Origin of the sequence: Tateyamaria sp. Alg231-49, from assembly GCF_900143535.1 — a bacterium.
In the GTDB taxonomy this organism is placed as follows: domain Bacteria; phylum Pseudomonadota; class Alphaproteobacteria; order Rhodobacterales; family Rhodobacteraceae; genus Tateyamaria.
Map to the genome: position 1 here is coordinate 100,968 of NZ_FRFA01000004.1, position 24,862 is coordinate 125,829.

Below are 24,862 nucleotides of genomic sequence, written 5' to 3' on the forward strand. Positions count from 1 at the left end.
TGGTGCAACATGGGTGTGACGCAGGCCAAAGCCCGGTTCGTCACTTCAGACGATCGGCGACAATATCAGGTGTCGTTCCAGATCCCGCGAAACATGTTGTTACCCTCCGTGTTCGCGACATACGTAGCGCCACGCACACAATTTGTCACGTACTCAAAAGCTGGCTTTTCGTTTTTGTAAGATCAGAAGCCAACCAATCCGCCTTGAGTGAGGAAAGAGTGTCGCCCAGCGCCTTGCCTTGCAGATGGCTCAAGTCGCTGGCTTTGATAGGAAAAGCGGTCGCCGCCCCCTCTTTCACTGCGGATACAGCAGAGGGCTCCAGCGGGCTATTGGCCATCGCCGCGCGCAGCAGAATCGCGCCCAAACCCGCCTGTTCACCCGCAACATGACCTATTGCCTTAGCACCCAATGCACTCACGCTTTGCATACGAATTGACTGAAGCCGCTTTTGTTCGGATCGCCACAAACGCAACCCAGCAACAACGTCCTCACCGCCCAGCGCAGCCAGACGAGCCATAGGATCAGGCCCAACACCTGCGAGTTGTTCAAGATGAACCAAAGGCGCGATCAATGTCGCATCTGCACCCGGCAACACCTGACCAAGAACCCCAGTCTGCGCCATAACAGCCAAAGCCGGTGCCGGGTCGGGCGCTGTTAGTAGTTTGGTCATCTCACCACCAACACGCTCGGCCGAAAGTGTCTCTAACCCGTCTAAATTTGTAGAAATTCCGGCCAAAGCATCTGCATCCCACCCCTCATCCGGCGCCGCGTAGTAGGCGTGAAAGCGAAAGAACCGCAACGTGCGCAGATAATCCTCGCGGATACGCTGTCCTGCATCTTCTATGAACCGCACGCGCCCAGCACGCAGATCTGGCATACCATCCAGCGGATCCACAATGGCGCCCGTCCTGTCAGCATAAATGGCGTTCATCGTAAAATCGCGGCGGCGCGCATCCTCTGCCACGTCTTTGGAAAAGGCGACAACCGCGCGGCGTCCATCTGTTTCCACGTCGCGGCGAAAGGTGGTGACTTCAAACGCGCTGCCGTCAACGACAACGGTTACTGTGCCATGCGCGATTCCGGTTGGCACGGCGCGAAACCCTGATTGTGCAGCAACTTCGATGACCTGATCCGGTGTGGCGTCCGTGGCGATGTCGATGTCGCTTGCCGGTCGTTGCAAAAGAGCGTTGCGCACACATCCGCCCACAAACAGCGCCCTAAACCCCGCCGCCTCAAGGGCGGCACACAGGCTTTGCGCCGCCGGATCGCTCAGAAACGGTGTGTTTGGGTCTAATTCTGCGGCAGTGCGTCGGTCCATGCCCGCAATATACGCGCGGTCGCGCCCCAGATGTAATAGGGACCGTAAGGGACGGCGTAGTAAGATCGCCGCTGGCCACGCCAACGCCGGGATTCGACGACAAAGTTTGCCTTGTCCAGAACATGAGACAACGGCACCCGAAACACTTCGGCCACCTCACCTGCTTCGGGCGTGGCATCGAAGTCTTCAGTGATCAATGCAACGACCGGCGTCACAGTAAATGCCGTCACAGTCTCATGCGGGGAAAACGTGCCCAACACCTGAGCATTGGCGAGCGGAAGTCCAATTTCCTCCTGCGCCTCGCGCAAAGCGGTCACTATCAGGTCTTTGTCGCCCTCATCCTGCTTGCCACCGGGAAAGGCGATCTGACCTGGATGGTGTTTCAGAGCCGAAGACCGTTTGGTCAGGATCAGATCGTAGCCGTCCGGTCCCGCGATGATAGGCGCAAGCACGGCAGCAGGGCGTAAGCGCCGACCCTCAGCCAGTAGAACATCAGGGTTCAGATCAAAGTCCGAAGATGCACCGCTGCCCCGCGCCAAAGCGGCGCGGGTGCGGTTTATCAGGTCACTCACTGCTTTGAGCTTCGGCCTCGAACCCGACGGTTACGGGATCAAGGTCATAATGCGCGCTACAGAACTGACAGTCGGCCGTCACGCGACCCTCGTCGGTGGTCATCTTTTCGATGTCACGGGCCGAATAGATCGACAGGCTTTGACGCACACGCTCTTCTGAACAGGTACAACCAAAGCGGACCGGCTGTGTGTCAAACACGCGCGGCGTTTCCTCGTGGAACAGACGCAGCAGCAGATCGTTTGGCGGCACTTGAGGCCCGATCAACTCCATTTCCTCGACCGTATCAAGCAGGATGTTGACGCGGTTCCAGTCTTCGGACGCATCGCCGTCCAGCAGATCATCAGCGTTGAGCAACTCGCCTGAGCCTTCGCCCTTGGCAACCAGCGGCGACGCTTTGGGCATGTGTTGCAACATTACGCCCCCCGCCCGCCAATGTTCGGCGACACCGGGTTCAGAAGACTTACCAAAGCTGAGCTGGAATCGCGTTGGCAATTGCTCGGACTGAGCAAAGTATGCCTCGGAACAGGCCGCAAGCGACCCGCCTTCCAGTGGCGTAATGCCCTGATAGGGGGTCATGCCCTCGCCCTGATCGATCAGGATGGCAAAGTACCCTTCGCCCACCTGATCAAAGGGGGCGTCATCACTCAGCCGATCAGCATCATAGCTGGCATAGGCGCGAATACGGGCCTCGGACCCTTCACCGTCAGGGGCGTAGTAATCCGTGGCAATCATCCGGACAGCGCCCTTGGACTGCACTTGCAAAGACAGCTTCCAGCGCAGCTTTATCGTTTGACCGATCAGCGCAGTAAGCAAAGCCATCTCAGCCACCAGAGCTTCGACCTGAGGCGGGTAATTGTGTTGCTTTAGGATACCACCCAACACTCCGTCCAGACGCGCGACGCGTCCGCGGATGTCAGCGGCATCAAGTTGGAATGGCAAGACGGTGTCGTCCCACACGATTTGCGAACCAAGAGTCATGGGGTTTCCTTTGGCGCCAAGCGTTGGCATATCGAAGCCCTATATAGGATTGCATCGCGAAACTGAAAGAGGGCGCCGATGAACCGCCGTATAGGACATCCCCCCGATGCCACCCGCCGTTACAAAGCGCGCCCCGGCGCCTATGCCATACTACCCCATGGCGACGACGTGTTGCTTACCTGCCAAATGGATATCGAACCGGATGTCCAACTGCCCGGCGGGGGAATTGATCCCGGTGAAAGCCCATTGCAGGCATTGCATCGCGAAGTGTTTGAGGAAACCGGATGGCACATCTCGCGACCACGCCGATTGGGCGTATTTCGCCGATTTGTTTATATGCCCGAATACACGCTTTGGGCGGAAAAGCTGTGCCATATCTATGTTGCGCGCCCGACGCTGCGCATCGGCGATCCAACAGAACCCGATCATCAGGCGATCTGGGCCACCCCAAACGAGGCGGTGCGCATCCTTGGTAACGACGGGGATCGCCACTTTTTGACGCGCTACTTCTTTGGATCGGCCCCGTGATATTCGAACAGAATACCTGAAACGTCGTCAGGGAAAGACTGCGCGCCCGCAAATTCGCCCAGCCTCCACAACATCGCCTCAAAGAATGCGGGCCCACACACGTCGGCGAGGTCACGCATCATCTCTTCGACCCCTGATTCTTCTACCATGTCGCCGTACAAATTTGGGCATTCCGTCACGCCGTCCGACAGAAGCAAAAGCCGATCTCCAGGCTCTAGCTGTGTTTCAAATTGTGTGAATGAAATCCCCGACATGAGCCCTACCGGAAAGCCGCCCGGTCCGTTCTGTTCGATCGTGCCGTCCTTGCGCTGAACCGCGGGGTGCGGGTGACCAGCCTGTGCCATTCTCACATGGCCATTGGTCAAATCAACATCTGCCAGCAATAGGGTAAAGTAGTGTTCCGTCTCCATCTCATCTAGGACAAGGTCGTTCAGCGTTTCGATCACATTTTCGGGCGGCAAAAATGCATAAGTCCCATCCACCAGCCGTTGCAGCGCCACATTCTGATCAGGCGCGGCGGCGGACAGGTACCCGGCAAGGCGGGCCGTCATGAGCGCCGAGCTGATCCCATGGCCAGATACATCGATGGAAAACAGCCCCAGATGCCCGGGGCCAGCGGCAAAGAATCCCACCAAATCGCCACCCACATGCCCACTGGATCGCAGCATCAGCGACACGTCACCTGTGTCAAAAGACTTGTTCCGTTCGCGGATGAGGGATTGCTGGAGCTTTTTCGCTTCTAACAGATCATTGTCGAGCGAATCGTAGACGCGCTGCAATTCTCCCAACGTCTCCGAAATCAGATCGTTTTTTCGGGTTAGTTCCCGCTGCATTACAAGGATTCGCTCGCCCGCCGCGATCCGGGCACGCAATTCGTTGGCATCCACAGGTTTTGTCAAAAAGTCGTCGGCACCCGATTCAAGGCCCATCGCGACTTCATTTTTCTCGCTCTTGGAGGTCAGAAGAATAAAATACCCATAGCGCTCTCCGGATTGGGTGCGAAATGCTTTGCAGAATTCCAGACCGTTCATCCCTGGCATCATCCAGTCGCTCAATACCAGATCAGGTTGGACTTCAGCGGCAATTTTCAGCGCTTCGGCGCCAGATTCCGCCTCGTAAACATCAAAGCCCCAGCGTTTTACGGAACTGCACAGAATCTTGCGTTGTAAACGGCTGTCATCAACCACCAAGACGCGATGCGCCGGCGGCGCACCTATCGACATAGGCACGGTCGCCGTTTCCACATCAATTTGTCTGCTGCTAACGCTCATCTTACCCGGACATCCCACCATTAAACTATCTGCCTAGGCCATACCGTTTAATGGCGTGTGAAGCCGAGCCGCAGAGTGCGTAAACCTTTAACCGTAACCAGTTCTTAATCTGCGGAGGTGTCTGCTAGGGGGAATTTGGCGGAGCTTAATGATGATTGATTGGACGCGAGTGGCAAGTTTGAAGGCAGAAACCGGTGACGAGGATTTCGAAGAGATCGTACTCCTGTTTATCGAGGAAGTATCTGAAATCACTGACAGGCTGAGGGAGAACATAAACCTGTGCAGCCTTGAAGAGGATTTGCACTGTCTCAAAGGCAGCGCGATCAACCTCGGTTTTGCCGAGTTTTCCGACTTGTGCAGTATCGGCGAATCAATGTCAGCGAAGGGCAAAGGCACCGCCGTTGATATGGCTGAGATCCTTGCCAGCTTTGATCGGTCGAAACAGGCGTTTCTGGCCGGGCTGCAAAAGGGGATTGCCGCTTAGATCACGAACTGCGCCAGCATTTCGTCATTGGTAATGTCGGTGTAGGTGAACCCGCCCGCATCCAAAGCAGCCCTAAATCGATCAAAGTTCTCAGGTTTGAGTGTTTCGATCCCAATCAGGACCGAGCCAAAGTTGCGCGCCGATTTCTTCAGATATTCAAACCTGGCAATGTCGTCTTCGGGGCCTAGGATGCTCAGGAAATCCTTTAGCGCGCCGGGACGTTGCGGCATACGAAGGATGAAGTACTTCTTTACCCCAGAATAACGCTGGGCACGTTCTTTGACTTCTGGCAGCCGCTCAAAATCGAAATTCCCACCGGACGTTACACACACAACCGTCTGTCCAGCAATCTGTTCCGAGACATCCTTGAGGGCATCGACAGCCAGCGCGCCCGCAGGTTCCAACACCAAACCCTCTACATTCAACATCTCAACAATCGTTGTGCAAATGCGATCCTCTGGGATGTTCAAAACATCACCCAAATCTGCACCTACCAGCCGTGCAAAGGTCCGTTGCCCGATCTTGGCAACGGCTGCCCCGTCCACAAAATTGTTGATAGGCGAGACATCGACAGGCGCGCCGGCCTTCAATGCTTCGGCCAAGGACATCGCACCTTGAGGCTCTACAAAGGTGTATTGCACATTTGTGCCAAAGTGACTGCGCGTTCCTGCCGACAAGCCACCACCTCCAACGGGAAGAATGATGCGATCCGGCAGACGACCCAACTGCGCCTCGATCTCCACCGCGACAGACGCCTGACCCTCAATCACATCCTCATCGTCAAAAGGTGACAAGAAATGGCCCCCGGTCTCGGCGCAAAACTTTTGGGCAGAGGCCAATGTTTCGTCGAAGTAGTCGCCCGTCAGCTGAATCTCGACCTGCGCCCCACCAAACATCTGGGTCTTGAGGATTTTTTGCTGCGGCGTTGTCACCGGCATGAAAACGACGCCGCGCACCCCAAAATGCTTGCACATAAAGGCGACGCCCTGCGCATGATTCCCCGCGCTGGCACAGACAAACACCGCATCGTCGCGCATCACCTTGCGCATGGCGTTGAACGCGCCGCGCAATTTGTAGGATCGGACCGGGCTCAAGTCTTCGCGTTTCAACCAGATGTCGGCGCCGTACCGATCTGACAGCAAATCATTGCGCAACAAAGGTGTAGGCGGAAACACTCGGCGCATCGCCTGTTCTGCCGCGCGCGCGCCGTCCTGAAAGCTCATGAATTGACCCCTTTTCGCAATCACGCAGACCTACACGGCGCAGCATGTGTGGGTCAATCTTGCCCCGGATGCACAAAACCGATATCGGCATCCAAACCTGATGAGGAACACGAAAAATGAGCGCCCCAAAGAAAGTTGTGCTGGCCTATTCTGGTGGTCTGGACACCTCCATCATTCTGAAATGGTTGCAAACCGAATATGGCTGTGAAGTTGTCACATTCACCGCCGATCTCGGACAGGGAGAAGAGCTGGAACCGGCCCGTGCCAAAGCCGAGATGATGGGTGCATCCTCGATCTACATCGAAGACGTGCGCGAAGAGTTCGTGCGCGATTTCGTTTTCCCGATGTTCCGCGCCAATGCACTTTATGAAGGCCTATACTTGCTGGGTACCTCCATTGCGCGCCCCCTCATCTCCAAACGTCTGGTCGAAATTGCCGCTGCCGAAGGTGCAGATGCGGTGGCCCACGGGGCAACCGGCAAGGGCAACGATCAGGTCCGGTTTGAACTTGCCGCCTATGCGCTGAACCCTGACATCAAAGTTATTGCGCCGTGGCGTGAATGGGATCTGAGCAGCCGGACCAAACTGATCGACTTTGCCGAAAAGAACCAAATTCCGATCGCGAAAGACAAGCGAGGCGAAGCGCCGTTCAGCGTCGATGCAAACCTGCTGCACACTTCATCTGAAGGCAAAGTACTAGAAGATCCGGCCGTTGACGCGCCCGATTATGTCTACCAACGCACGGTTGCGCCCGAGGATGCACCAAACGAACCGGAATACATCGAGGTCGGTTTTGAAAAGGGTGATGCAGTCTCTATCAATGGCGAAATGATGTCTCCAGCCACCATCCTGACCGAGTTGAACCGGTTGGGTGGCAAACATGGAATTGGTCGCCTTGATCTGGTTGAAGGGCGATTTGTTGGTATGAAATCCCGCGGTATCTACGAAACGCCCGGCGGCACAGTTCTGCTTGAGGCGCACCGGGGTATCGAACAAATCACACTGGATCGCGGGGCCGCGCATCTCAAGGATGAGATGATGCCGCGCTATGCCGAACTGATCTATAACGGCTTTTGGTTCTCGCCCGAGCGCGAGATGCTGCAAGCGCTGATCGACAAGAGCCAGGAGCATGTCACCGGAACAGTCCGCCTGAAACTTTACAAAGGCCTGGCGCGTACAGTGGGCCGCTGGTCAGACCACAGTCTGTATTCCGAGGCGCATGTCACCTTTGAGGATGACGCAGGCGCGTACGATCAGAAAGACGCAGCTGGGTTTATTCAGCTTAACGCGTTGCGTCTGAAACTACTGGCGGCACGAGATCGTCGGCTTAAGTAATCTTATGGGCGGCCATAGCCTCGTAATGGGGCATGGCCGCTTCTACCAATTCCGCGAGCGGCCCGGTCACCTCGGGCAAAGGTCCTTCGGGTCCAGCGAACCCGGTCGAGCGGTGTACCGCCCCGTACCAATGCGCCGCCCAAACACCATCCGACGAATGCCCGCCAGCCGGCCAATGTAGCATGTCATCCGTCCACGGGATGCCCAGCGCAGCACAAAGGCCTTGTAACATATGAGACGGATCAAGGCGGATATCGGACGCATCCACGACAATTGGATTATCGACCCGCTCCATGATCTGCGCCTGCTGGACAAAGCCTATGTCATCCAGAGTTGGTGCTTCGCGCTTGGCCGCGTAACTGGCCACAACCCGCGCCGGGTGTCGGATAAGAAAGACATTTTGCACCTCTTCCATCCATGCCATTGGCCAATCGGGTAGCATGTGGTGGGTCATGTGTTTTTGATAGAAAATAGGCTCTAATAAGGGTGAAATCAGCGATTCTGCTATCTCAACAGGATTGCTACTCTGGCTGGCCAGAATAGCATCTCGCATTGGATGATCTGAACCAGTTTCCGCCAGATAGGCGGCGTAAAACGGTTCATCCACCACACGGCAATCTCCACGTGCGGCAAAGCTGTACATCATGGCGGTGGACAGGTTTCGAGGCCCCGACCACATGGCGATACGAGTTGTCATGCGCGGCACGCTAGAACGACGAAGCGACCGGGTAAACGACCAATCACGGATGCGCGACCTCCCCGGCTCGTGAATTGTGTGACGGCGCTCTTTCCCCCAAGCTGGAACCAAAGGAGAGCCGCCATGACCTTACGTCGTACTTTCAAAACTGTAGTTCTCGCACTGTCTATTGCTGTGGGCCTCGTTGCCCATACCAAGACCAGCCACGCACAGACCTTGGAGACGCTAACCGTTGCCGGGGGGTGTTTCTGGTGCGTTGAGGCGGATTTTGAAAAGGTAGACGGCGTGAAGGAAGCCGTGTCAGGATTTGCCGGCGGCTCGACTGCGAATCCGACTTACAAGCAAGTGACCGGAGGCAACACTGGTCACTATGAGGCCGTTCAGATCACTTTTGATCCGGCACAAGTCGACGTCGAAACGCTGCTATCTCTCTTTTTCCGTTCGATTGATCCAACAGACGCGGGTGGACAGTTTTGCGATCGAGGGGACAGCTACCGCACCGCGATCTTTGCGACACCTTCCCAGACAAATGCTGCAAATCAAGCCAAAGCATCCGCCCAAGCCCAACTGGGCCAAACAGTGGTTACACCAGTTCTGAAATCAGGCCCTTTCTATCCTGCCGACACATACCATCAGAATTTCTACAAAGAGGGCGGAATCATCCTGACCCGTTTTGGCCCAAAGTCGAAAGCTAAGGCGTACAAAGCCTATCGGGATGCCTGTGGACGGGACGCGCGTGTCAAAGCACTATGGGGGTCCGATGCACCCTTTGTTGGCGGCTAGGCCAAACGCGCGTCTTCTATATCTTTGAGGTCCGGAATCACATCTGCCGTCCCCTGACGCGTGACCATCAGTGCGCCAGCCTGCGTGGCAAGCGCCAGTGCTTGCAACATCGGCATGCCCCGATCCAGACCTGCAACGAGGTAACCGGTAAAAGTGTCGCCAGCCCCTGTCGTGTCGACAGTTGTGACGGGAATCGCGGGCATATGTGTCTCTGATCCAGCGGAAACGTCCAACCATTTGGATCCTTCACTGCCCAAAGTGACAACAATTGATGGCACGCCGAGTTCACTCAATTCCTTCTTCATCACTGCCATCAACTGCCCGGCCTCAACTTCGTTCAGGACAAGCAAATCAGTATAGGGAAGCACCTTTGCCACCGCATCTGCGTCAAACGGGGCAGCAGCATAGACAACTTGCAAACCCAATGCCTTGGCAATCTTGGCGGCATATTTCTGACAATTCGTCTCGTTCTGCATCACCAGGATGTCACCTGCTGCGGCGTCAGACAAAGCGGCACCAACCATGTCCTCAGTAATTGATTTGTTGGCGCCAGAGAACACGACAATCTGGTTCTCGCCATCCTCGGCGACAGAGATATTGGCATGCCCGGTCGCCTGATCGCCAAGTGTTGCGATATGCCCTGTATCGACACCATATTCCAGCAAACGCTCAACGGTCCAAGAACCAGCAGGACCCACAGCACCAATATGCGTCACACGCGCCGCGGCGCGCGCAATCGCAACCGACATATTTGCGCCCTTACCGCCCAAACCTTGGGTGTAATCAGCTGCGTGCAAAGTCTCACCCGGCGCGGGCAGGTGGCTTACGCGGTAGACATTGTCGATGTTGATCGAGCCCAGATTCCAGACGGCCATCAGCCCACCTTGCAGGCCGCAAGCACCGCCATGTTGAGAATGTCATTGGCGGTAGAACCGCTAGAACACATCTGGATCGATCCATCCACTCCGGCAAGAATGGGCCCGATCACCGTCGCTCCGCCCATTTCTTGCATCAGCTTGACCGAAATGCTCGCCGAATGGCGTGCAGGCACCACCAGTATGTTCGCGGGGCCCGTCAGCCGCGAGAACGGATAGGACGCCTGCGCTTGGGTGTTCAGCGCGACATCCACCGTCATTTCACCCTCATACTCGAAATCCACACCGCGGGCGTCCAGCACACGCGGCGCCATATGCATCTTTTCCGCACGCTCGGACACAGGATAGCCAAACGTCGAAAAGCTGACAAAAGCCACGCGCGGTTCAAGGCCCATATTGCGCGCGACAACAGCCGCTTGAGTGGCAATGTCGGCCAGGTCTTCTTCGTCTGGCCATTCGTGGACCAGAGTGTCGGCAATGAATACGATACGCCCCTTGTGGATCAGCGCGGTGATACCTGCCGCCTTGCTACTCTCTCCGGCGTCAAACACATGGTTGATCCGGTCAAGAATATGCGCCGATTTTCGCGTTGCCCCAGTGACCAGACCGTCGCCATGACCATGAGCCAGCATAAGAGCGGAAAACACGTGGCGGTCGCGCGCGGCAAGGCGGTGAATGTCCTGACTGTCAAACCCACGACGCTGCAACCGGTCATATAGGTGCGTCTTGTACTGCTCCAGGTGCGTTGTATTGGCAGCATTCACAACTTCTAGCTCGCGCACAGCATCGGCCAGCCCGGTTTCGGTCAGCTTGGCCTTTACATCTTCAATCCGCCCCACAACCAACGCCTTACCGAACCCGGCACGCTGGTACATGACCGCGGCACGCAGCACGCGGGGGTCGTCTCCCTCGGCAAAGATCATGCGGGCCTGAGCCGCGCGTGCCCGGGCGTTAATCCCTGTCAGAATGCTGGCCGTTGGGTCCATCCGGGACTTTAGGCTAACTTCATAGGCATCCATGTCGATGATCGGGCGACGGGCTACTCCGGTGTCCATCCCTGCTTTGGCCACAGCAGTTGGAATGCGGTGGATCAGCCGCGGATCAAATGGCGTCGGAATAATGTAGTCACGTCCAAACGACAGCGATTTACCATAGGCCAGCGCAACCTCATCCGGCACGTCTTCGCGTGCAAGGGCGGCCAGCGCGTGGGCGCAAGCGATCTTCATCTCATCGTTGATCGCGCGGGCGTGGATGTCGAGCGCGCCGCGAAACAAGTAGGGAAAGCCAAGCACGTTGTTGACCTGATTTGGATAATCGCTGCGCCCTGTCGCAACGATGGCGTCCATGCGGACCTCGTGCGCTTCTTCCGGTGTGATTTCGGGGTCCGGATTTGCCATCGCAAAAATGACCGGATTGTCTGCCATGGACTCAACCATCGCCGGTGTCACCGCACCCTTAACGCTGACGCCCAAGAAAACATCTGCGCCCTTCATCGCCTCTTCGAGGCTGCGCATCTCTGTCTTCACCGCATGGGCGGACTTCCATTGGTTCATACCCTCGGTACGACCCTGATAAATCACGCCCTTGGTGTCGCAAACGATGCAATTGTCGTATCGCGCACCCATAGCTTTCAGCAGCTCGATACAGGCAATGCCAGCAGCGCCAGCGCCATTCAGAACGATTTTAACGTCTTCGATCTTCTTTCCCGAGATGTGCAGGGCATTGATTAACCCAGCGGCGCAAATCACAGCTGTCCCATGCTGGTCATCGTGAAAGACGGGAATGTCCATTTCCTCTTTCAGCCGTTGTTCAATGATAAAACATTCAGGCGCTTTGATGTCCTCAAGATTGATGCCGCCAAAGGTGGGGCCCATCAACTTGACTGCATTGCAAAATGCGTCCGGATCTTCGGTATCCAGCTCGATGTCGATGGAGTTCACATCAGCAAAGCGTTTGAACAATACCGCCTTGCCTTCCATGACCGGTTTCGACCCTAATGCGCCCAAATTACCCAATCCAAGCACCGCTGTGCCATTGGAAATGACCGCAACCAGGTTGCCCTTGTTTGTGTAGTCGTATGCCAGCTCCGGGTTCTCTGCGATCGCCTCGCAAGGGACAGCAACACCGGGCGAATAGGCAAGGCTCAGATCGCGCTGCGTGGTCATTGGCACGGTGGCCTGAATCTCGAACTTGCCGGGGGTGGGCTCCAAGTGGAACGCCAAAGCCTCTTCTGCTGTCACCTTGTTGCTTGCCATGTCACATCCTCCCCTGACTCAACACGACATATCCCAGCATACCCGCCGCCTCAATCGACTTTGGGTTTCGCTTGGGCCAAGCAGTTTGTAAGGTCCCCAAACGATTGCCTTGGGGGGCTTGTCCATGTCGACCACGCCAATGATGGCGCAATATCTCGAGATCAAAGCGGCACACCCCGGTGCGCTGCTTTTTTATCGCATGGGCGATTTCTACGAGATGTTCTTTGAGGATGCGGTCAACGCTGCCGCTGCACTCGACATTGCTCTCACAAAACGCGGCAAACATGACGGCGAAGATATCCCGATGTGCGGCGTTCCGGTTCATGCCGCCGAAGGGTATTTGCTGACGCTCATCCGCAAAGGGTTCCGTGTCGCAGTGTGCGAACAGATGGAAACCCCGGCTGAGGCCAAAAAGCGCGGCTACAAGTCAGTCGTCAAACGGGATGTGGTGCGGCTTGTCACACCCGGCACGCTGATCGAGGACTCGCTGCTTGAGGCCCGTCGGCACAACTTTTTGGCAGCTTTTAGCGATATCAGAGGCAGTTGCGCATTGGCGTGGGTCGACATTTCGACCGGGGCATTTTTCGTTATGGCAGTTGATTTGGCCCAGTTAGGGCCTGAATTGGCGCGCCTTTCCCCATCAGAATTGGTGGTCGCGGACAGCAAAGAAGAAGTGCTGCGCCCCATTACCGAAGATTTCGGAATTCCGATCACGACGCTTGGACCAGCCGCCTTTGATAGTGCGGCTGGCCTGGGACGCGTAACAAACCTGTTCAAGGTCGCAACTTTGGATGCCTACGGATCGTTCTCGCGGGCTGAGATCGGAGCCATGGGTGCATTGGTCGAATACCTTGAGATCACGCAAAAGGGGAACCTGCCCTTGCTGCGCCCACCACAACAGGAAGCGCAGGCAAAGACAGTGCAGATCGACGCCGCAACGCGGAGAAATCTGGAACTGACGGCGGGTTTGTCCGGAGGGCGTGGTGGATCGCTCTTGGATGCCATTGATCACACTGTGACCGCGGCAGGTGCGCGACTACTCGAACGAAGGATCGCATCGCCTTCTCGCGTGCTGGAAACGGTATCAGATCGACTGGAAGCCGTGGCATTTGCGGTGTCTGATCAACAGATGTGCCAAGAGCTGCGGACCAAGTTGCGCAGCGTCCCTGACATGGACCGCGCATTGTCTCGATTGTCGCTCGACCGTGGCGGGCCACGCGACCTAACTGCGTTGCGCGCTGGTTTGATCCAAGCGCAAGAGATTGCGGCATTGTCACAGGCGGCGTTTCCAACACTGCTTTCCAACGCATTTGATGATCTTGGAGGGCACAATGCCCTGATCGACCGGCTGGACAATGATTTGGTTGCCGAGCCTCCGCTTTTGGTGCGCGACGGCGGATTTATCGCGCAAGGCTGCGATGCCGAGCTGGACGAGGCACGCACCCTACGAGATGAAGGGCGCTCCGTCATCGCTCAGCTTCAGCAGGATTATGCAGCGCAAAGCGGCGTCCAAACCCTGAAAATCAAGCATAACAATGTGCTCGGTTATTTCATCGAAGTGACTGCGACACATGCCGACAAGATGATGTCGGCACCTCTGAATGAATCCTTTATTCACCGCCAGACGACGGCAAGTCAGGTCCGGTTCACCACGGTTGACCTATCAAGCTTGGAAACTCGGATTCTGAATGCTGGTGCACAGGCCATCGAAATCGAAAAGCGTCACTATGAAGCGTTAAAGACCCTTATTTTGGACGCAGCGGCACAGATCAGCCAGACAGCACGCGCATTAGCAGAAATCGACCTTGCAACCGGTTTGGCGCATTTGGCGGTGACTGAAAGTTGGTGCAAACCAACCCTCGACACATCGCGCGCGTTTGAGATCGAAGGCGGGCGGCATCCAGTTGTAGAAAAAGCGCTGCGCCAGCAAGGCGGCGCCCCTTTCATCGCAAATGATTGCGACATCAGCGCCCAGGATACCGCAGCCATTTGGTTGCTTACTGGTCCGAACATGGCGGGTAAGTCGACATTTCTGCGTCAGAATGCGCTGATCGCAATTCTGGCTCAAACCGGCAGTTTTGTTCCGGCCGCGTCTGCGCATATCGGACTGGTTAGCCAGATTTTCAGCCGCGTCGGCGCTTCGGATGATTTGGCGCGTGGGCGATCCACATTTATGGTCGAGATGGTGGAAACGGCGGCCATCCTCAATCAGGCAGACGACCGGGCATTGGTGATCCTTGACGAAATCGGGCGGGGCACGGCCACTTATGACGGATTGTCTATCGCGTGGGCCGCTCTCGAACATCTGCACGATGTGAACAAATCACGGGCCCTCTTTGCCACCCATTACCACGAGATGACCGCGCTGGCAGGGAAATTGGACGGCGTCGAAAACGCAACCGTCACGGTCAAGGAGTGGGAAGGCGAAGTCGTGTTTTTGCACGAAGTTCGGCGCGGCGCGGCGGATCGGTCATATGGGGTGCAGGTGGCGCAACTCGCCGGATTGCCCAGCGCGGTAATCGCCCGTGCACGCGTGGTCCTTGATGCTTTGGAAAGCGGCGAACGTCAGGGCGGCGCGACCCAAAAGACGCTGATCGACGACTTGCCCCTATTCGCCGCAACGCCGCAACCGCCAGTCACAAAATCCAAAGCCTCCCCAGCTTTGGACATGCTGACCGCGATCCATCCCGACGACCTGAGCCCAAGAGATGCCCTTGATCTGATCTACAAGCTGAAGGCAGCGCAGGACGAAAGCGATACATAACACTTAATGATCAGAGCCTTTGGGGGTTATGTACCTGAGTCTGGCCATTTTGGCCGTTCATCCTTGCTCCCACTCACAAAAAAGGCGCAGTGATGAAACACCGCGCCCTTTTGAACCAGTGGTCAGTTAGATCAGCTGGCTGGCATTGATGACACGCCGACTTGCGCAGGGCGCAATAGGCGGTCGTGCAACATAAACCCTTCGGCTGCGACCTGAATGATTTCCCCTGCCTTAGTTCCTGGCACTGGTGCCTCAAACATCGCCTGGTGGTGCTGCGGATCAAACGTATCACCGACTTCTGGTGCAATCACCTCGATGCCGTGTTTTTTGAACACGTTCAAAAGTTCGCGCATCGTCAGCTCAACACCTTCAAGAACCGCGCCAGACACCGCGCGCTGTTCTTCCGTGATCGACTCAAGCGCGCGCTTCATGTTGTCATAGACAGGCAACATATCACGAGCGAGCTTGGATCCGCCGTAGTTCTCAGCTTCGCGACGATCCTTTTCCGACCGTTTCCGCGCGTTCTCTGCATCCGCAAGTGCACGCATGAACCGGTCTTTCAGCTCATCACGCTCGGCGCGCAACTCGTCAAGCTCCAGCGCCTCGTCATCAATCTCCATCATATCGTCGGCGTACTCTTCATCTTCCGCCAACTCGATGTCGTCCAGAAACTCTTCGTTTTTTGGCTCAGCCATTTTTCACCTTTCACTGCGGTCTGACAGCATCCGCCCGACCAGCTGGGCTGTGTAATCCACGATCGGAACGATCCGGGCATAGTTAAGCCTGGTAGGACCAATCACCCCAACCGCACCCACAATCTTTCGATCAGCGTTCATATATGGGGAAACCACCAAAGAGGAACCCGAAAGTGAGAAAAGTTTGTTCTCTGAGCCGATAAAAATGCGCACACCGTCCCCCGCTTGGGTCAGGTTCAAAAACTCAGCAATGTCACGCTTGCGTTCGAGGTCATCAAACAGGCTGCGGATTAGGTCCAGATCACCCGCTTCGGCCGTTTCATCTAACAGATTCGCGCGGCCACGCACGATAAGCCGCTCTGGCGAATCCCCTGCCCCCTCCCATGAAGCAAGACCGCTTTGGACCAGCGCCTGCGACAACGTGTCGATTTCCTGCCTGCGGTTTTCAATCTCATGCTGAACGACGGTTTTCACCTCGCTCAACGTGTGGCCTTCGATCATTGCGTTTAGGAAATTCGCGGCTTCACGCATGGACGATTGTGTTTGCCCGGGGGGCGGTTGGAACAATCGGTTCTCCACATGCCCGTCAGCAAAAACGATAACGACCAGCGCCTGTTCGGGACCAAGTGGCACAAAATCCAGATGCTTGATCGGCGCTTCGCGTTTTGGCGTCAAAACCAGCGACGCCCCGTGAGTCACACCGGACAAAGCAGAGCCTACACGGTCCAATATGCCTGAAACGTCGGTTTCGTTACTGCCAAGTGTCGCGTCGATTTTTTCACGGTCGGACTCGTCTGGCAGGCCAACTTCTAGCAGCCCGTCCACAAACATACGCAGCCCCAACTGCGTTGGCACACGTCCCGCGCTGATGTGTGGGCTGCCCAGTAACCCCATGAACTCCAAATCCTGCATGACGTTGCGAATAGTGGCCGCACTTACTTTTTCACTGAACTCACGCGTGAGAGTTCGAGACCCGACAGGATCACCGGATTCCAGATAGCCTTCGACCACGCGGCGAAACACTTCGCGCGAGCGGTCGTTCATATCATTCAACATTTTCTGGGTCTCGGTCATGCACTGCTATTAAAGTGCTCGAAAATCAAAGGTCAATCGGGGTTGCACCTGCACGCACGCTGGCGTTATCCCCGATGAGCAGCCGAAAAGGATATCCCATGCGCCCGTCTGGACGAGAGTTAAGCGAAATGCGTGCCGTTTCAATTGAAACGGGATTTACGAAACACGCAGAAGGGTCCGCCCTGATCAAGATGGGCGACACCCATGTATTGTGCACCGCAACAATCGAAGAACGCGTGCCGCCGTTCATAAAAGGATCTGGCTTGGGTTGGGTCACCGCCGAATACGGTATGCTGCCCCGCGCCACCAACACCCGCATGCGCCGTGAGGCCGCGAGTGGAAAGCAAGGCGGGCGCACCGTCGAAATCCAACGTTTGATCGGACGCGCGCTGCGCGCCGGCGTGGATCGTGTGGCATTGGGCGAACGCCAGATCACAGTCGATTGCGATGTTTTGCAAGCCGACGGCGGAACCCGCTGCGCCTCGATCACCGGTGGTTGGGTCGCACTGCGCCTTGCAGTGGACAAACTGATGAAAGCGGGCGACGTGACCAGCAATCCGCTGATCTCTCCGGTCGCGGCTGTAAGCTGCGGTATTTATGCAGGACAGCCCGTGCTTGACCTCGATTACCCCGAAGACAGCGAAGCCGGTGTGGATGGCAATTTCATCTTGATGGGCGATGGCCAGTTGATTGAAATCCAGATGAGCGCCGAAGGCTCGACGTTCTCTCGCGATCAGATGAACAGCCTAATGGATCTGGCTGAAAAAGGCGTGGGAGAACTGGCTGCCGCTCAATTGGCTGCCTGCGCATGACGCGTCGCTTTGACGACACGCGCATCCTGATCGCCACGCACAACGCGGGCAAGCTGGAAGAGATGGAGCAGTTGTTTGCTCCATTCGGTGTAGAGGTCGTTGGGGCAAAGGCCATGAACCTGCCCGAGCCTGAAGAAACTGAAACGACCTTTGTCGGCAACGCCCGGATCAAAGCCCATGCTGCTGTGGCGGCAACAGGGATGCCCGCGCTCGCGGACGATTCTGGCATTGAAGTCGACGGGCTCAACGGCGCGCCAGGTGTTTACACGGCTGATTGGGCTGAGACTCCGAATGGGCGTGATTTTATGATGGCAATGACGCGCACTCATAGCGAATTGGTGGAACGTAACGCTCCTCAACCATGGACAGCTCGTTTTTGTTCGACCCTCGTCCTCGCCTGGCCCGATGGACATGACGAAGTTTTTGCAGGCACTGTTGACGGTACGTTGTGCTGGCCAGTGCGCGGCGCTTTGGGTCATGGATACGATCCGATGTTCCAGCCCATCGGCCATACGCGCACGTTCGCTGAAATGTCGGCAGACGAAAAAAACGCCATCAGTCACCGCGCAGACAGTTTTGCCAAACTGATCGCAGGTTGCTTTGACTGAGGATTGGGAAGCAGGCGGCTTTGGCCTTTACCTGCATTGGCCGTTTTGTGCTGCGAAATGCCCCTACTGCGATTTCAACAGTCATGTCACGGCATCTGTCGATCATGATGCTTGGTCCAAGGCCTTTGTCTCCGAGATCGAACGGGTTGGCGCGCTCACCAAGGGCCGTGTTTTACACTCCGTCTTTTTCGGCGGCGGAACGCCCAGCCTGATGGCGCCATCAACTGTGGGCGCGATCATGGACGCCATTCAAAGGACTTGGCCAACCGCCAACGATCTGGAAGTGACGCTTGAAGCAAACCCAACGTCTGTCGAGGCAGGGAAGTTTTCTGATTTTCGTTCCGCCGGGATTAATCGGGTCTCAATGGGCATTCAGGCACTGAATGACGGCGATTTGCGTAAACTGGGTCGGATGCATAACGCCGCTGAGGCGCTCGCCGCGTTTGATGTCGCTCGCAAGACTTTCGAACGCGTTAGTTTTGATCTGATGTACGGACGGCAAAACCAGTCACTGTCTCAATGGGAAATGGAACTGAAGCAAGCGTTGGACCTAGGGCTTGATCACGTGTCTCTCTACCAACTGACGATCGAACCGGGCACGGTGTTTGGTGACCGCTACAAAGTTGGCAAACTGCGCGGTTTGCCAGACGATGATCTGTCTGCGGACATGTATGCGCTTACCCAAGACATTTGCGCAGATCACAACATGCCCCGGTATGAGGTGTCCAACCACGCGGCATACGGTGCCGAATCCCGACACAACAAGATCTATTGGCGCTATGGCGACTATGTAGGAATTGGACCGGGCGCACATGGGCGTCTGACCCTGGATGGAATCAGAACAGCTACGGACCAAGTCCGTATGCCTACAGCATGGCTATCAGGCGTTGATCGCGAAAGGCAGGAGTCTTTGTCCGGCATGGATCAAGCGGTCGAATTTCTCATGATGGGTTTGAGGCTGACCGACGGCGTCGATCCCGCTCGTTATGAAAGGCTGGCGGGTCAGGCCCTTTCTGGGTCCCGCATCGCAGATTTGCAGAACATGGGTCTATTAACTGCAACAAAAGATAAAATTAGTGTTACAAATCAAGGATTTACACTTCTAAACGGTGTCCTAAGAACTCTTCTTGAGGACTAAGAAACGCTCAATTTACGGCACAGATCATCCAACTGTTCCAATGTGTCGTACTTCAGTGTCATCAACCCAGACTCACCATCAGGCTTGTGCGCCAGCGTCACCTTTACCCCGGTCGCCGCAGACAAATCATCCTCTAATGCGCGGGTATCGGCATCCTTGGTGGCAGCCTTTGGTTTCGGCTCTGAGGTTTGGGGGGGCAGATTTGCCTTTTTTACTAACGCTTCGGTGGCACGCACAGACAGATCACCGGCGATGACCTTTTTGGCCAACGTTTCTGGATCTGCAGATGTAATCAACGCGCGCGCGTGACCCGCGCTCAACGCACCTTCAGATACAAACCGCTGAACAGAGTCAGGCAACGACAGCAAGCGAAGCAAGTTGGCAATATGGCTTCGGCTTTTCCCAAGCGCCTCAGCCATTTTTTCCTGTGTATGGCCAAACTTGTCCATCAACTGGCGATAACCGGCTGCTTCTTCCACCGGGTTCAGGTCAGCACGCTGAATGTTCTCGATAATCGCGACTTCCAAAACCTCGATATCCGAAAACTCACGGACAACCACTGGCAGGCTGTGCAGTTGCGCTTGTTGCGCGGCGCGCCAGCGGCGCTCTCCTGCAACAATTTCATACCCATCACCGGATGGCCGGACGATAAGCGGCTGCAACACACCCTTTTCCTTGATGGACGCGACCAGGTCATCCAACGGGGCTGATTCAAATCTTTTGCGCGGTTGGTTTGGGTTTGGGTGGATTTGTTCGATTGGGATCTGCTGATCGCCGGGGGTCTGAGACGCGGCTGTTTTGTTGATCTCTGAAACATCCGCCATCAATGCGGACAAACCGCGCCCCAACCCACGTTTTTTATCACCGGCCATTTTTATGCTCCCACAGTCATGTCGTTACCAACCAGTTCCTTCGCCAGATCGCGATAGGCAAGTGCCCCTTTGGACGCGCTGTCATAGGACAGTACTGGCATTGAATAGGACGGTGCTTCGCTCACCCTGACATTTCGGGGAATTCGGGTTTTGAACACCAGCTCGCCCAAATTGTCGCGCGCATCCTGCTCCACTTGCTGAGACAGGTTGTTCCGTGCGTCGTGCATGGTCATAACAACGCCTTCGATTCGCAATTTTGGATTGCCGGTCTGTCGCACCTCACGCACCGTAAGCATCAACTGAGACAAGCCTTCCAACGCGAAGAATTCGCTTTGTAGCGGCACAAGAACCGAATGTGATGCGATCATTGCATTGACCGTCAGAAGATTCAGCGACGGCGGACAATCAATCAGAATGTAATCCAAGTTGAATTTGGCCATCTGCGGTTGGCGCAAGGCGTCATGCAGCAAGAAGCTTCGTTTCTCGTTTGAAATCAGCTCGATATCCGCAGAGCTCAGGTCAACAGTCGCCGGGATAACCATCAGGTTTTTAAAGGCTGTTTCTTGAATGACGTCCTGCAGGTCTATGTCTTCGAGCAGCAGTTCGTAAGTTGTGAATTCCCGGTCATCCAGCGCAATGCCAAGTCCCGTGGATGCGTTACCTTGGGGGTCCAGATCAACAACCAAGACGCGGTATCCCAACTCAACAAGAGCCGCAGCAAGGTTTATCGTCGTGGTTGTCTTCCCAACGCCCCCTTTTTGGTTCGCGACAGAGATTATCTTTGGTCGCGTCGGTGTGAGGGGGTCAGGCACGCACGATATCCTTTATCCGCAAGATCGCTGCTTTTTCATTCGTTTTACTCGGTGTTGCGTCACAAGAAAACCGCCAGTTTTGCTGTGCGGCCTCAAGTTCTTGCGCCCACGCCTCCCCCTTCATGAAAACGCAGGTGCCCCCGTCCGCCAGATGAGGTGCCACCAAACCCAGTAAAGCATCCAGGCTGGCCAATGCCCGCGCAGAAATAGTGCTGGCGGCGTGGATGGGCAGGCTTTCGACCCTTTGGGTCAACACTTCAAGCGGCACTTCTAACTCGCGTGCGCAGGTGCGGAGAAAAGTTGCCTTCCTCTGATCACTTTCCACTAGTTTCAGCGAAAGGTCGTGTCCCTCCCCAGACGCGAGAACACCAACAACCACACCTGGCAGGCCACCACCGCTGCCCAAATCCAGCCAATCCCCCTGCCGAGCCTCATAAATCTGTGCAGAATCCCAGATGTGTCGGTGCTCAAGGTCATTTTCGGACGCTTTGGACACGAGATTGATCTTTACCGTCCACTTCCGCAGCAACGCAGCGTAAGCGTCTAGCTTCTCCAATGTTTCACGTGAAACATCTCGACGATACCAATCCGGCGCCTGCATCACGCCGTTTTCTTTTCCAAATAACGGATCCGCCCAAGCAAAAGGGCCAATGCCGCAGGCGTCATGCCATCGATACGGCCCGCCTGAGCCAAGTCGCTCGGCCGCACACGTTCCAGTTTGGCTGTCAGCTCCGCAGACAGGCCTGACACCTCATCATATGTGAAGTCTGCCGGAATCGCATAGGATTCATCCTTTCGCAACCGCTCGACATCCTTCCTCTGACGCTCAATATAATTCGCATACAGCGCTTCCCGCGCCAATTGCTCACCGACATCTTTAGGCAGCGCGCCTAGGTCCTCATGTAGCCCAACAACATCTTCCAATGACACGTCCGGAAAGGCCAAGAGTTGAAAAGGAGTGCGTTTCGTTCCGTCTTGGTTGATCTTGATTCCGACGGCAGCAACTTCTTTGGGCGTATAGCTGTGAGAAGTCATCAAAGAGCGGCCAGTTTCTAAGCGCTCCATCTTATCGTCAAACGCCTTTTCGCGCTCTGCTCCGACACATCCGACTTCCAACCCAAGCGGCGTCAGACGTTGGTCTGCGTTGTCTGCCCGCAAAGACAGCCTGAATTCAGCACGCGACGTGAACATCCGATAGGGCTCCGTCACCCCCCGTGTCGTCAAATCATCGATCATCACACCGATATAGCTCTGATCGCGTTTGAAATAGATCGGGGCCTTGCCCGATGCGGTACGCGCTGCATTCAGGCCAGCAACCAATCCTTGGGCCGCTGCCTCTTCATATCCTGTGGTTCCATTGATCTGCCCAGCAAGGAAAAGCCCAGGAACAGATCGTAATGACAGATCCGCATCCAACACGCATGGATCAACATAATCATATTCAATCGCATATCCCGGTTGCAGAATTTTAACGTCCTCCAAACCCACAATCGACCTGATGTAATCGATTTGGACGTCTTCGGGCAGCGATGTAGATACCCCATTTGGATAAACCGTGTCGTCATCCAGCCCTTCTGGCTCAAGGAAAATCTGATGCGAATCCTTGTCAGCAAAGCGCACGATTTTATCCTCGATAGATGGGCAATAACGTGGCCCCGTACCATCGATGTGGCCCCCGTACATTGCTGAACGATCAAGGTTTTTCCGAATTATATCATGAGTTTGTGCATTCGTGTGCGTAATGCCGCATGCCACTTGTCGTAAAGGTGCCCCGTTGGACAGAAATGAGAACAGAGTTGGGGTTTCATCGCCATCCTGGCGCTCCAACCGATCCCAGTCGATTGTTTTTCCATCTAGCCGGGGCGGCGTTCCCGTCTTCAACCGCCCAAGAGGCAAATTGAACGCATCAATCCTCTGCGCGAGGAGCGAAGACTCCTTGTCACCCATACGCCCGCCAGAATACGACACGTCCCCGATATGTATACGTCCGCGCAAGAATGTACCCGAGGTCAAAACAACCGCGCGCCCATGCACAACGGTATCGTCAGCCAACATGACGCCAGACACCGCATTCTCGGCCATAACGAAGTCAACAACCTCGCCTTCGATGGTAGTAAGGTTTGCCTGTGAGCGTGTCAGCGACAGCATCTCACTCTGGTATACTTTTCGATCCGACTGGGCACGAGGCCCTTGAACTGCCGGGCCTTTGCGTCGGTTTAACAAGCGGAACTGGATACCAGAGGCGTCAGCAACACGACCCATTACGCCGTCCATCGCGTCAATCTCGCGCACGAGGTGTCCTTTTCCAAGACCGCCTATGGCAGGGTTACAGGACAAAATGCCGATGTCAGAGGTTTTCATAGTGATGAGAGCTGTGTTTGCGCCAGTACGTGCAGCAGCATGTGCGGCTTCGCAGCCTGCATGCCCGCCTCCAACGACAACGACATCAAATTGTTTCACGTGAAACACTCCATCATTTACCCAAGCAAAAGCTTGAAAAAATCTCGTCCAGCAGATTTTCAACGCCTATATGCCCGACCAAAGCCTCAAGAGATCGAATCGCGCTGCGGATTTCCTCTGCAACGATATCATATTGATCCGGTCCGTTGCCAACGCAGTTCTGCGCCATACGCAACGCATCCAACGACGCGGCCATTGCATCCCGATGCCGGGCATGTGTCGCCAGCCCAGCAGAAGAGGTCATTGAAGACAATGCATCTGTGATACGATCAGTGAGTTCAGCGATCCCCTCCCCGGTTCTTCCTGAAACAGAAAAAACACCATCGTTGCGGGTATCGCCTTTTGGAGCCACCTGGATATCATTCACGCCCATCTGGACAGGCACATCCTCTCCAGGTTCAATCAGAAAAACTCTCAGGTCAGCTGATTCAGCACGCTGAACCGCACGCTGAATGCCAATAACTTCGATTTCATCCACGCCGTCACGCAATCCGGCCGTGTCCAAAAGTGTCACCGCGTAACCATTAAGGTCCATACGAACTTCTATGACATCCCTTGTTGTCCCCGCCCGCTCTGAGGTTATTGCCGCTTCTCGTTTGGCCAAAGCGTTCAAAAGAGTAGATTTTCCCGCATTTGGCGGGCCAACAATGGCAACTTCAAAACCGGTGCGAATACGTTCCGCAGCAGCAAAACCGCTCAGCTCCACCTGCACCTCATCAAGCACCAAACCCAGCAAGGACTGAACTTCTGGGCTGACATCAACTGGTACATCTTCATCCGCAAAATCGATGGTTACCTCGATAAGCGACGCGGCGCGGATCAGGTTCGCACGCCATCCTTCGATCTTCTTACCCAAGGCACCATCGAATACCCGAAGCGCCTGTCGACGTTGCCCTTCCGTTTCCGACGCGATGAGATCGCCGAGTCCTTCGACCTGCGCCAAGTCCATCTTGTCGTTATCCAACGCACGGCGTGTAAATTCTCCCGGATCTGCCATACGGGCACTGCCCGCACCCAAACAGCGCAAGACTGCCGATACAACTGCGATACTGCCATGCATATGCAGCTCAACGACATCTTCGCCCGTGAAGCTGTTCGGGCCAGCAAACGCGAGCACCAGGGCTTGATCCAGAAGTTCGCCCTGTTCGTCCTGCAAAGAACGTAATCCTGACTGCCGAAGTGGTGGCAAAGAACCACAGAGCACCCTGGCGCAGTCAAATGCTTCGGGTCCTGAAATTCTGACCACAGAAACGCCAGCACGACCCTGAGCCGTAGCCAGAGCAAAGATCGTATCCATAGCTAAGACCC

Annotated in this window: 23 protein-coding genes; 8 read left to right on the plus strand and 15 right to left on the minus strand. The window is 55.7% G+C overall.

Translation table 11 applies throughout. From position 1 onward, the window contains the following. Nucleotides 1-145: 145 nt before the first annotated feature. From DHN60_RS08345 to DHN60_RS08355, 3 genes are read right to left on the minus strand one after another with little or no spacing between them, the layout of a single operon-like run. Nucleotides 146-1,318 carry a CCA tRNA nucleotidyltransferase gene (locus DHN60_RS08345; RefSeq protein WP_108836841.1) on the minus strand — a complete coding sequence of 391 codons (1,173 nt, stop codon included), beginning with the start codon at nt 1,316-1,318 and terminating at the stop codon, nt 146-148. Beyond that, nucleotides 1,291-1,890: a CoA pyrophosphatase gene (locus DHN60_RS08350; RefSeq protein WP_108836842.1), complete on the minus strand. Its 600-nt coding sequence runs from the start codon at nt 1,888-1,890 to the stop codon at nt 1,291-1,293. Before DHN60_RS08350 ends, DHN60_RS08345 begins: the two co-directional genes overlap by 28 nt. Next, on the minus strand, nt 1,883-2,869 hold the full coding sequence (locus DHN60_RS08355; RefSeq protein WP_108836954.1) for an Hsp33 family molecular chaperone HslO: 987 nt from the start codon (nt 2,867-2,869) through the stop codon (nt 1,883-1,885). The genes DHN60_RS08350 and DHN60_RS08355 overlap by 8 nt, the downstream gene beginning before the upstream one ends. Before the next feature lie 78 nt (nt 2,870-2,947). On the opposite strand from DHN60_RS08355, the gene DHN60_RS08360 reads away from it, so the two are divergent. Then, nucleotides 2,948-3,397, plus strand: a complete 450-nt coding sequence (locus DHN60_RS08360) for an NUDIX hydrolase (RefSeq protein ID WP_108836843.1) — start codon at nt 2,948-2,950, stop codon at nt 3,395-3,397. On the opposite strand, the gene DHN60_RS08365 is transcribed toward DHN60_RS08360, so the two are convergent. Beyond that, entirely contained in the window at nt 3,373-4,668 is a 1,296-nt protein-coding gene (locus tag DHN60_RS08365; RefSeq protein WP_306415982.1) for a PP2C family protein-serine/threonine phosphatase, read from the minus strand. The two genes, DHN60_RS08360 and DHN60_RS08365, sit on opposite strands and share 25 nt — an antisense overlap. Before the next feature lie 169 nt (nt 4,669-4,837). Here DHN60_RS08365 and DHN60_RS08370 point away from each other — a divergent pair, with 169 nt between their 5' ends. After that, nucleotides 4,838-5,152 carry an Hpt domain-containing protein gene (locus tag DHN60_RS08370; protein WP_306415983.1) on the plus strand — a complete coding sequence of 105 codons (315 nt, stop codon included), beginning with the start codon at nt 4,838-4,840 and terminating at the stop codon, nt 5,150-5,152. Here DHN60_RS08370 and ilvA read toward each other — a convergent pair. Further along, nucleotides 5,149-6,375, minus strand: coding sequence for a threonine ammonia-lyase IlvA (ilvA, locus tag DHN60_RS08375; RefSeq protein WP_108836845.1), 1,227 nt, complete (start codon nt 6,373-6,375; stop codon nt 5,149-5,151). The genes DHN60_RS08370 and ilvA overlap by 4 nt on opposite strands. Before the next feature lie 116 nt (nt 6,376-6,491). Between ilvA and DHN60_RS08380 the strand changes: the two genes are divergently transcribed. Beyond that, the gene (locus tag DHN60_RS08380; RefSeq protein ID WP_108836846.1) at nt 6,492-7,709 is read left to right on the plus strand and encodes an argininosuccinate synthase; all 1,218 of its coding nucleotides are present in this window, start codon (nt 6,492-6,494) and stop codon (nt 7,707-7,709) included. On the opposite strand, the gene DHN60_RS08385 is transcribed toward DHN60_RS08380, so the two are convergent. Beyond that, nucleotides 7,702-8,406: an HAD family hydrolase gene (locus DHN60_RS08385; RefSeq protein ID WP_199913648.1), complete on the minus strand. Its 705-nt coding sequence runs from the start codon at nt 8,404-8,406 to the stop codon at nt 7,702-7,704. The two genes, DHN60_RS08380 and DHN60_RS08385, sit on opposite strands and share 8 nt — an antisense overlap. Nucleotides 8,407-8,529: 123 nt before the next feature. Between DHN60_RS08385 and msrA the strand changes: the two genes are divergently transcribed. Further along, a complete protein-coding gene (msrA, locus tag DHN60_RS08390; protein ID WP_108836847.1) occupies nt 8,530-9,189 on the plus strand; it encodes a peptide-methionine (S)-S-oxide reductase MsrA in 660 nt (219 codons plus the stop codon). Here msrA and DHN60_RS08395 read toward each other — a convergent pair. Both DHN60_RS08395 and DHN60_RS08400 read right to left on the minus strand, forming a co-directional pair. Continuing rightward, nucleotides 9,186-10,064: a ribokinase gene (locus DHN60_RS08395; protein ID WP_108836848.1), complete on the minus strand. Its 879-nt coding sequence runs from the start codon at nt 10,062-10,064 to the stop codon at nt 9,186-9,188. The two genes, msrA and DHN60_RS08395, sit on opposite strands and share 4 nt — an antisense overlap. Next, nucleotides 10,064-12,319: an NADP-dependent malic enzyme gene (locus DHN60_RS08400; RefSeq protein ID WP_108836849.1), complete on the minus strand. Its 2,256-nt coding sequence runs from the start codon at nt 12,317-12,319 to the stop codon at nt 10,064-10,066. Before DHN60_RS08400 ends, DHN60_RS08395 begins: the two co-directional genes overlap by 1 nt. A gap of 124 nt (nt 12,320-12,443) precedes the next feature. Here DHN60_RS08400 and mutS point away from each other — a divergent pair, with 124 nt between their 5' ends. Then, nucleotides 12,444-15,083: a DNA mismatch repair protein MutS gene (gene mutS, locus DHN60_RS08405; RefSeq protein ID WP_108836850.1), complete on the plus strand. Its 2,640-nt coding sequence runs from the start codon at nt 12,444-12,446 to the stop codon at nt 15,081-15,083. A gap of 131 nt (nt 15,084-15,214) precedes the next feature. Here the strand turns inward: mutS and DHN60_RS08410 are convergent, their stop codons facing one another. Both DHN60_RS08410 and hrcA read right to left on the minus strand, forming a co-directional pair. Then, complete coding sequence (locus DHN60_RS08410) at nt 15,215-15,778, minus strand: nucleotide exchange factor GrpE (RefSeq protein ID WP_108836851.1); 564 nt, start codon at nt 15,776-15,778, stop codon at nt 15,215-15,217. 3 nt (nt 15,779-15,781) lie between these two features. After that, nucleotides 15,782-16,852 carry a heat-inducible transcriptional repressor HrcA gene (hrcA, locus tag DHN60_RS08415; RefSeq protein ID WP_108836852.1) on the minus strand — a complete coding sequence of 357 codons (1,071 nt, stop codon included), beginning with the start codon at nt 16,850-16,852 and terminating at the stop codon, nt 15,782-15,784. 98 nt (nt 16,853-16,950) lie between these two features. Between hrcA and rph the strand changes: the two genes are divergently transcribed. Genes rph through hemW form a run of 3 tightly spaced genes read left to right on the plus strand, consistent with a single transcriptional unit; the run spans nt 16,951 to nt 19,410 of the window. Then, entirely contained in the window at nt 16,951-17,664 is a 714-nt protein-coding gene (rph, locus tag DHN60_RS08420; RefSeq protein ID WP_108836957.1) for a ribonuclease PH, read from the plus strand. Continuing rightward, the gene (rdgB, locus tag DHN60_RS08425) at nt 17,661-18,272 is read left to right on the plus strand and encodes an RdgB/HAM1 family non-canonical purine NTP pyrophosphatase (RefSeq protein WP_108836853.1); all 612 of its coding nucleotides are present in this window, start codon (nt 17,661-17,663) and stop codon (nt 18,270-18,272) included. The genes rph and rdgB overlap by 4 nt, the downstream gene beginning before the upstream one ends. Beyond that, nucleotides 18,265-19,410, plus strand: a complete 1,146-nt coding sequence (gene hemW, locus DHN60_RS08430; RefSeq protein ID WP_108836854.1) for a radical SAM family heme chaperone HemW — start codon at nt 18,265-18,267, stop codon at nt 19,408-19,410. The genes rdgB and hemW overlap by 8 nt, the downstream gene beginning before the upstream one ends. Here the strand turns inward: hemW and DHN60_RS08435 are convergent. From DHN60_RS08435 to mnmE, 5 genes are read right to left on the minus strand one after another with little or no spacing between them, the layout of a single operon-like run. After that, nucleotides 19,407-20,282, minus strand: coding sequence for a ParB/RepB/Spo0J family partition protein (locus DHN60_RS08435; RefSeq protein ID WP_108836855.1), 876 nt, complete (start codon nt 20,280-20,282; stop codon nt 19,407-19,409). The two genes, hemW and DHN60_RS08435, sit on opposite strands and share 4 nt — an antisense overlap. Nucleotides 20,283-20,284: 2 nt before the next feature. Then, the gene (locus DHN60_RS08440; RefSeq protein WP_108836856.1) at nt 20,285-21,094 is read right to left on the minus strand and encodes a ParA family protein; all 810 of its coding nucleotides are present in this window, start codon (nt 21,092-21,094) and stop codon (nt 20,285-20,287) included. Next, nucleotides 21,087-21,695: a 16S rRNA (guanine(527)-N(7))-methyltransferase RsmG gene (gene rsmG / locus DHN60_RS08445; protein WP_108836857.1), complete on the minus strand. Its 609-nt coding sequence runs from the start codon at nt 21,693-21,695 to the stop codon at nt 21,087-21,089. Before rsmG ends, DHN60_RS08440 begins: the two co-directional genes overlap by 8 nt. After that, complete coding sequence (gene mnmG, locus DHN60_RS08450) at nt 21,695-23,563, minus strand: tRNA uridine-5-carboxymethylaminomethyl(34) synthesis enzyme MnmG (protein ID WP_199913649.1); 1,869 nt, start codon at nt 23,561-23,563, stop codon at nt 21,695-21,697. The genes rsmG and mnmG overlap by 1 nt, the downstream gene beginning before the upstream one ends. A 4-nt stretch (nt 23,564-23,567) precedes the next feature. Beyond that, nucleotides 23,568-24,851, minus strand: coding sequence for a tRNA uridine-5-carboxymethylaminomethyl(34) synthesis GTPase MnmE (gene mnmE, locus DHN60_RS08455; RefSeq protein ID WP_108836858.1), 1,284 nt, complete (start codon nt 24,849-24,851; stop codon nt 23,568-23,570). Between the last annotated feature and the right edge of the window lie 11 nt (nt 24,852-24,862).

What these genes read in the sequence shown, in the direction of transcription:
- DHN60_RS08345 (WP_108836841.1), bottom strand. Translation starts at nt 1,318, where the DNA reads ATGGACCGACGCACTGCCGCAGAATTAGACCCAAACACACCGTTTCTG.
- ilvA (WP_108836845.1), bottom strand. Translation starts at nt 6,375, where the DNA reads ATGAGCTTTCAGGACGGCGCGCGCGCGGCAGAACAGGCGATGCGCCGA.
- rdgB (WP_108836853.1), top strand. Translation starts at nt 17,661, where the DNA reads ATGACGCGTCGCTTTGACGACACGCGCATCCTGATCGCCACGCACAAC.
- rsmG (WP_108836857.1), bottom strand. Translation starts at nt 21,695, where the DNA reads ATGCAGGCGCCGGATTGGTATCGTCGAGATGTTTCACGTGAAACATTG.
- msrA (WP_108836847.1), top strand. Translation starts at nt 8,530, where the DNA reads ATGACCTTACGTCGTACTTTCAAAACTGTAGTTCTCGCACTGTCTATT.
- mnmE (WP_108836858.1), bottom strand. Translation starts at nt 24,851, where the DNA reads ATGGATACGATCTTTGCTCTGGCTACGGCTCAGGGTCGTGCTGGCGTT.
- DHN60_RS08360 (WP_108836843.1), top strand. Translation starts at nt 2,948, where the DNA reads ATGAACCGCCGTATAGGACATCCCCCCGATGCCACCCGCCGTTACAAA.
- DHN60_RS08385 (WP_199913648.1), bottom strand. Translation starts at nt 8,406, where the DNA reads ATGACAACTCGTATCGCCATGTGGTCGGGGCCTCGAAACCTGTCCACC.
- DHN60_RS08435 (WP_108836855.1), bottom strand. Translation starts at nt 20,282, where the DNA reads ATGGCCGGTGATAAAAAACGTGGGTTGGGGCGCGGTTTGTCCGCATTG.
- DHN60_RS08380 (WP_108836846.1), top strand. Translation starts at nt 6,492, where the DNA reads ATGAGCGCCCCAAAGAAAGTTGTGCTGGCCTATTCTGGTGGTCTGGAC.
- hrcA (WP_108836852.1), bottom strand. Translation starts at nt 16,852, where the DNA reads ATGACCGAGACCCAGAAAATGTTGAATGATATGAACGACCGCTCGCGC.
- DHN60_RS08355 (WP_108836954.1), bottom strand. Translation starts at nt 2,869, where the DNA reads ATGACTCTTGGTTCGCAAATCGTGTGGGACGACACCGTCTTGCCATTC.
- rph (WP_108836957.1), top strand. Translation starts at nt 16,951, where the DNA reads ATGCGCCCGTCTGGACGAGAGTTAAGCGAAATGCGTGCCGTTTCAATT.
- DHN60_RS08410 (WP_108836851.1), bottom strand. Translation starts at nt 15,778, where the DNA reads ATGGCTGAGCCAAAAAACGAAGAGTTTCTGGACGACATCGAGTTGGCG.
- DHN60_RS08400 (WP_108836849.1), bottom strand. Translation starts at nt 12,319, where the DNA reads ATGGCAAGCAACAAGGTGACAGCAGAAGAGGCTTTGGCGTTCCACTTG.
- DHN60_RS08395 (WP_108836848.1), bottom strand. Translation starts at nt 10,064, where the DNA reads ATGGCCGTCTGGAATCTGGGCTCGATCAACATCGACAATGTCTACCGC.
- DHN60_RS08365 (WP_306415982.1), bottom strand. Translation starts at nt 4,668, where the DNA reads ATGAGCGTTAGCAGCAGACAAATTGATGTGGAAACGGCGACCGTGCCT.
- mutS (WP_108836850.1), top strand. Translation starts at nt 12,444, where the DNA reads ATGTCGACCACGCCAATGATGGCGCAATATCTCGAGATCAAAGCGGCA.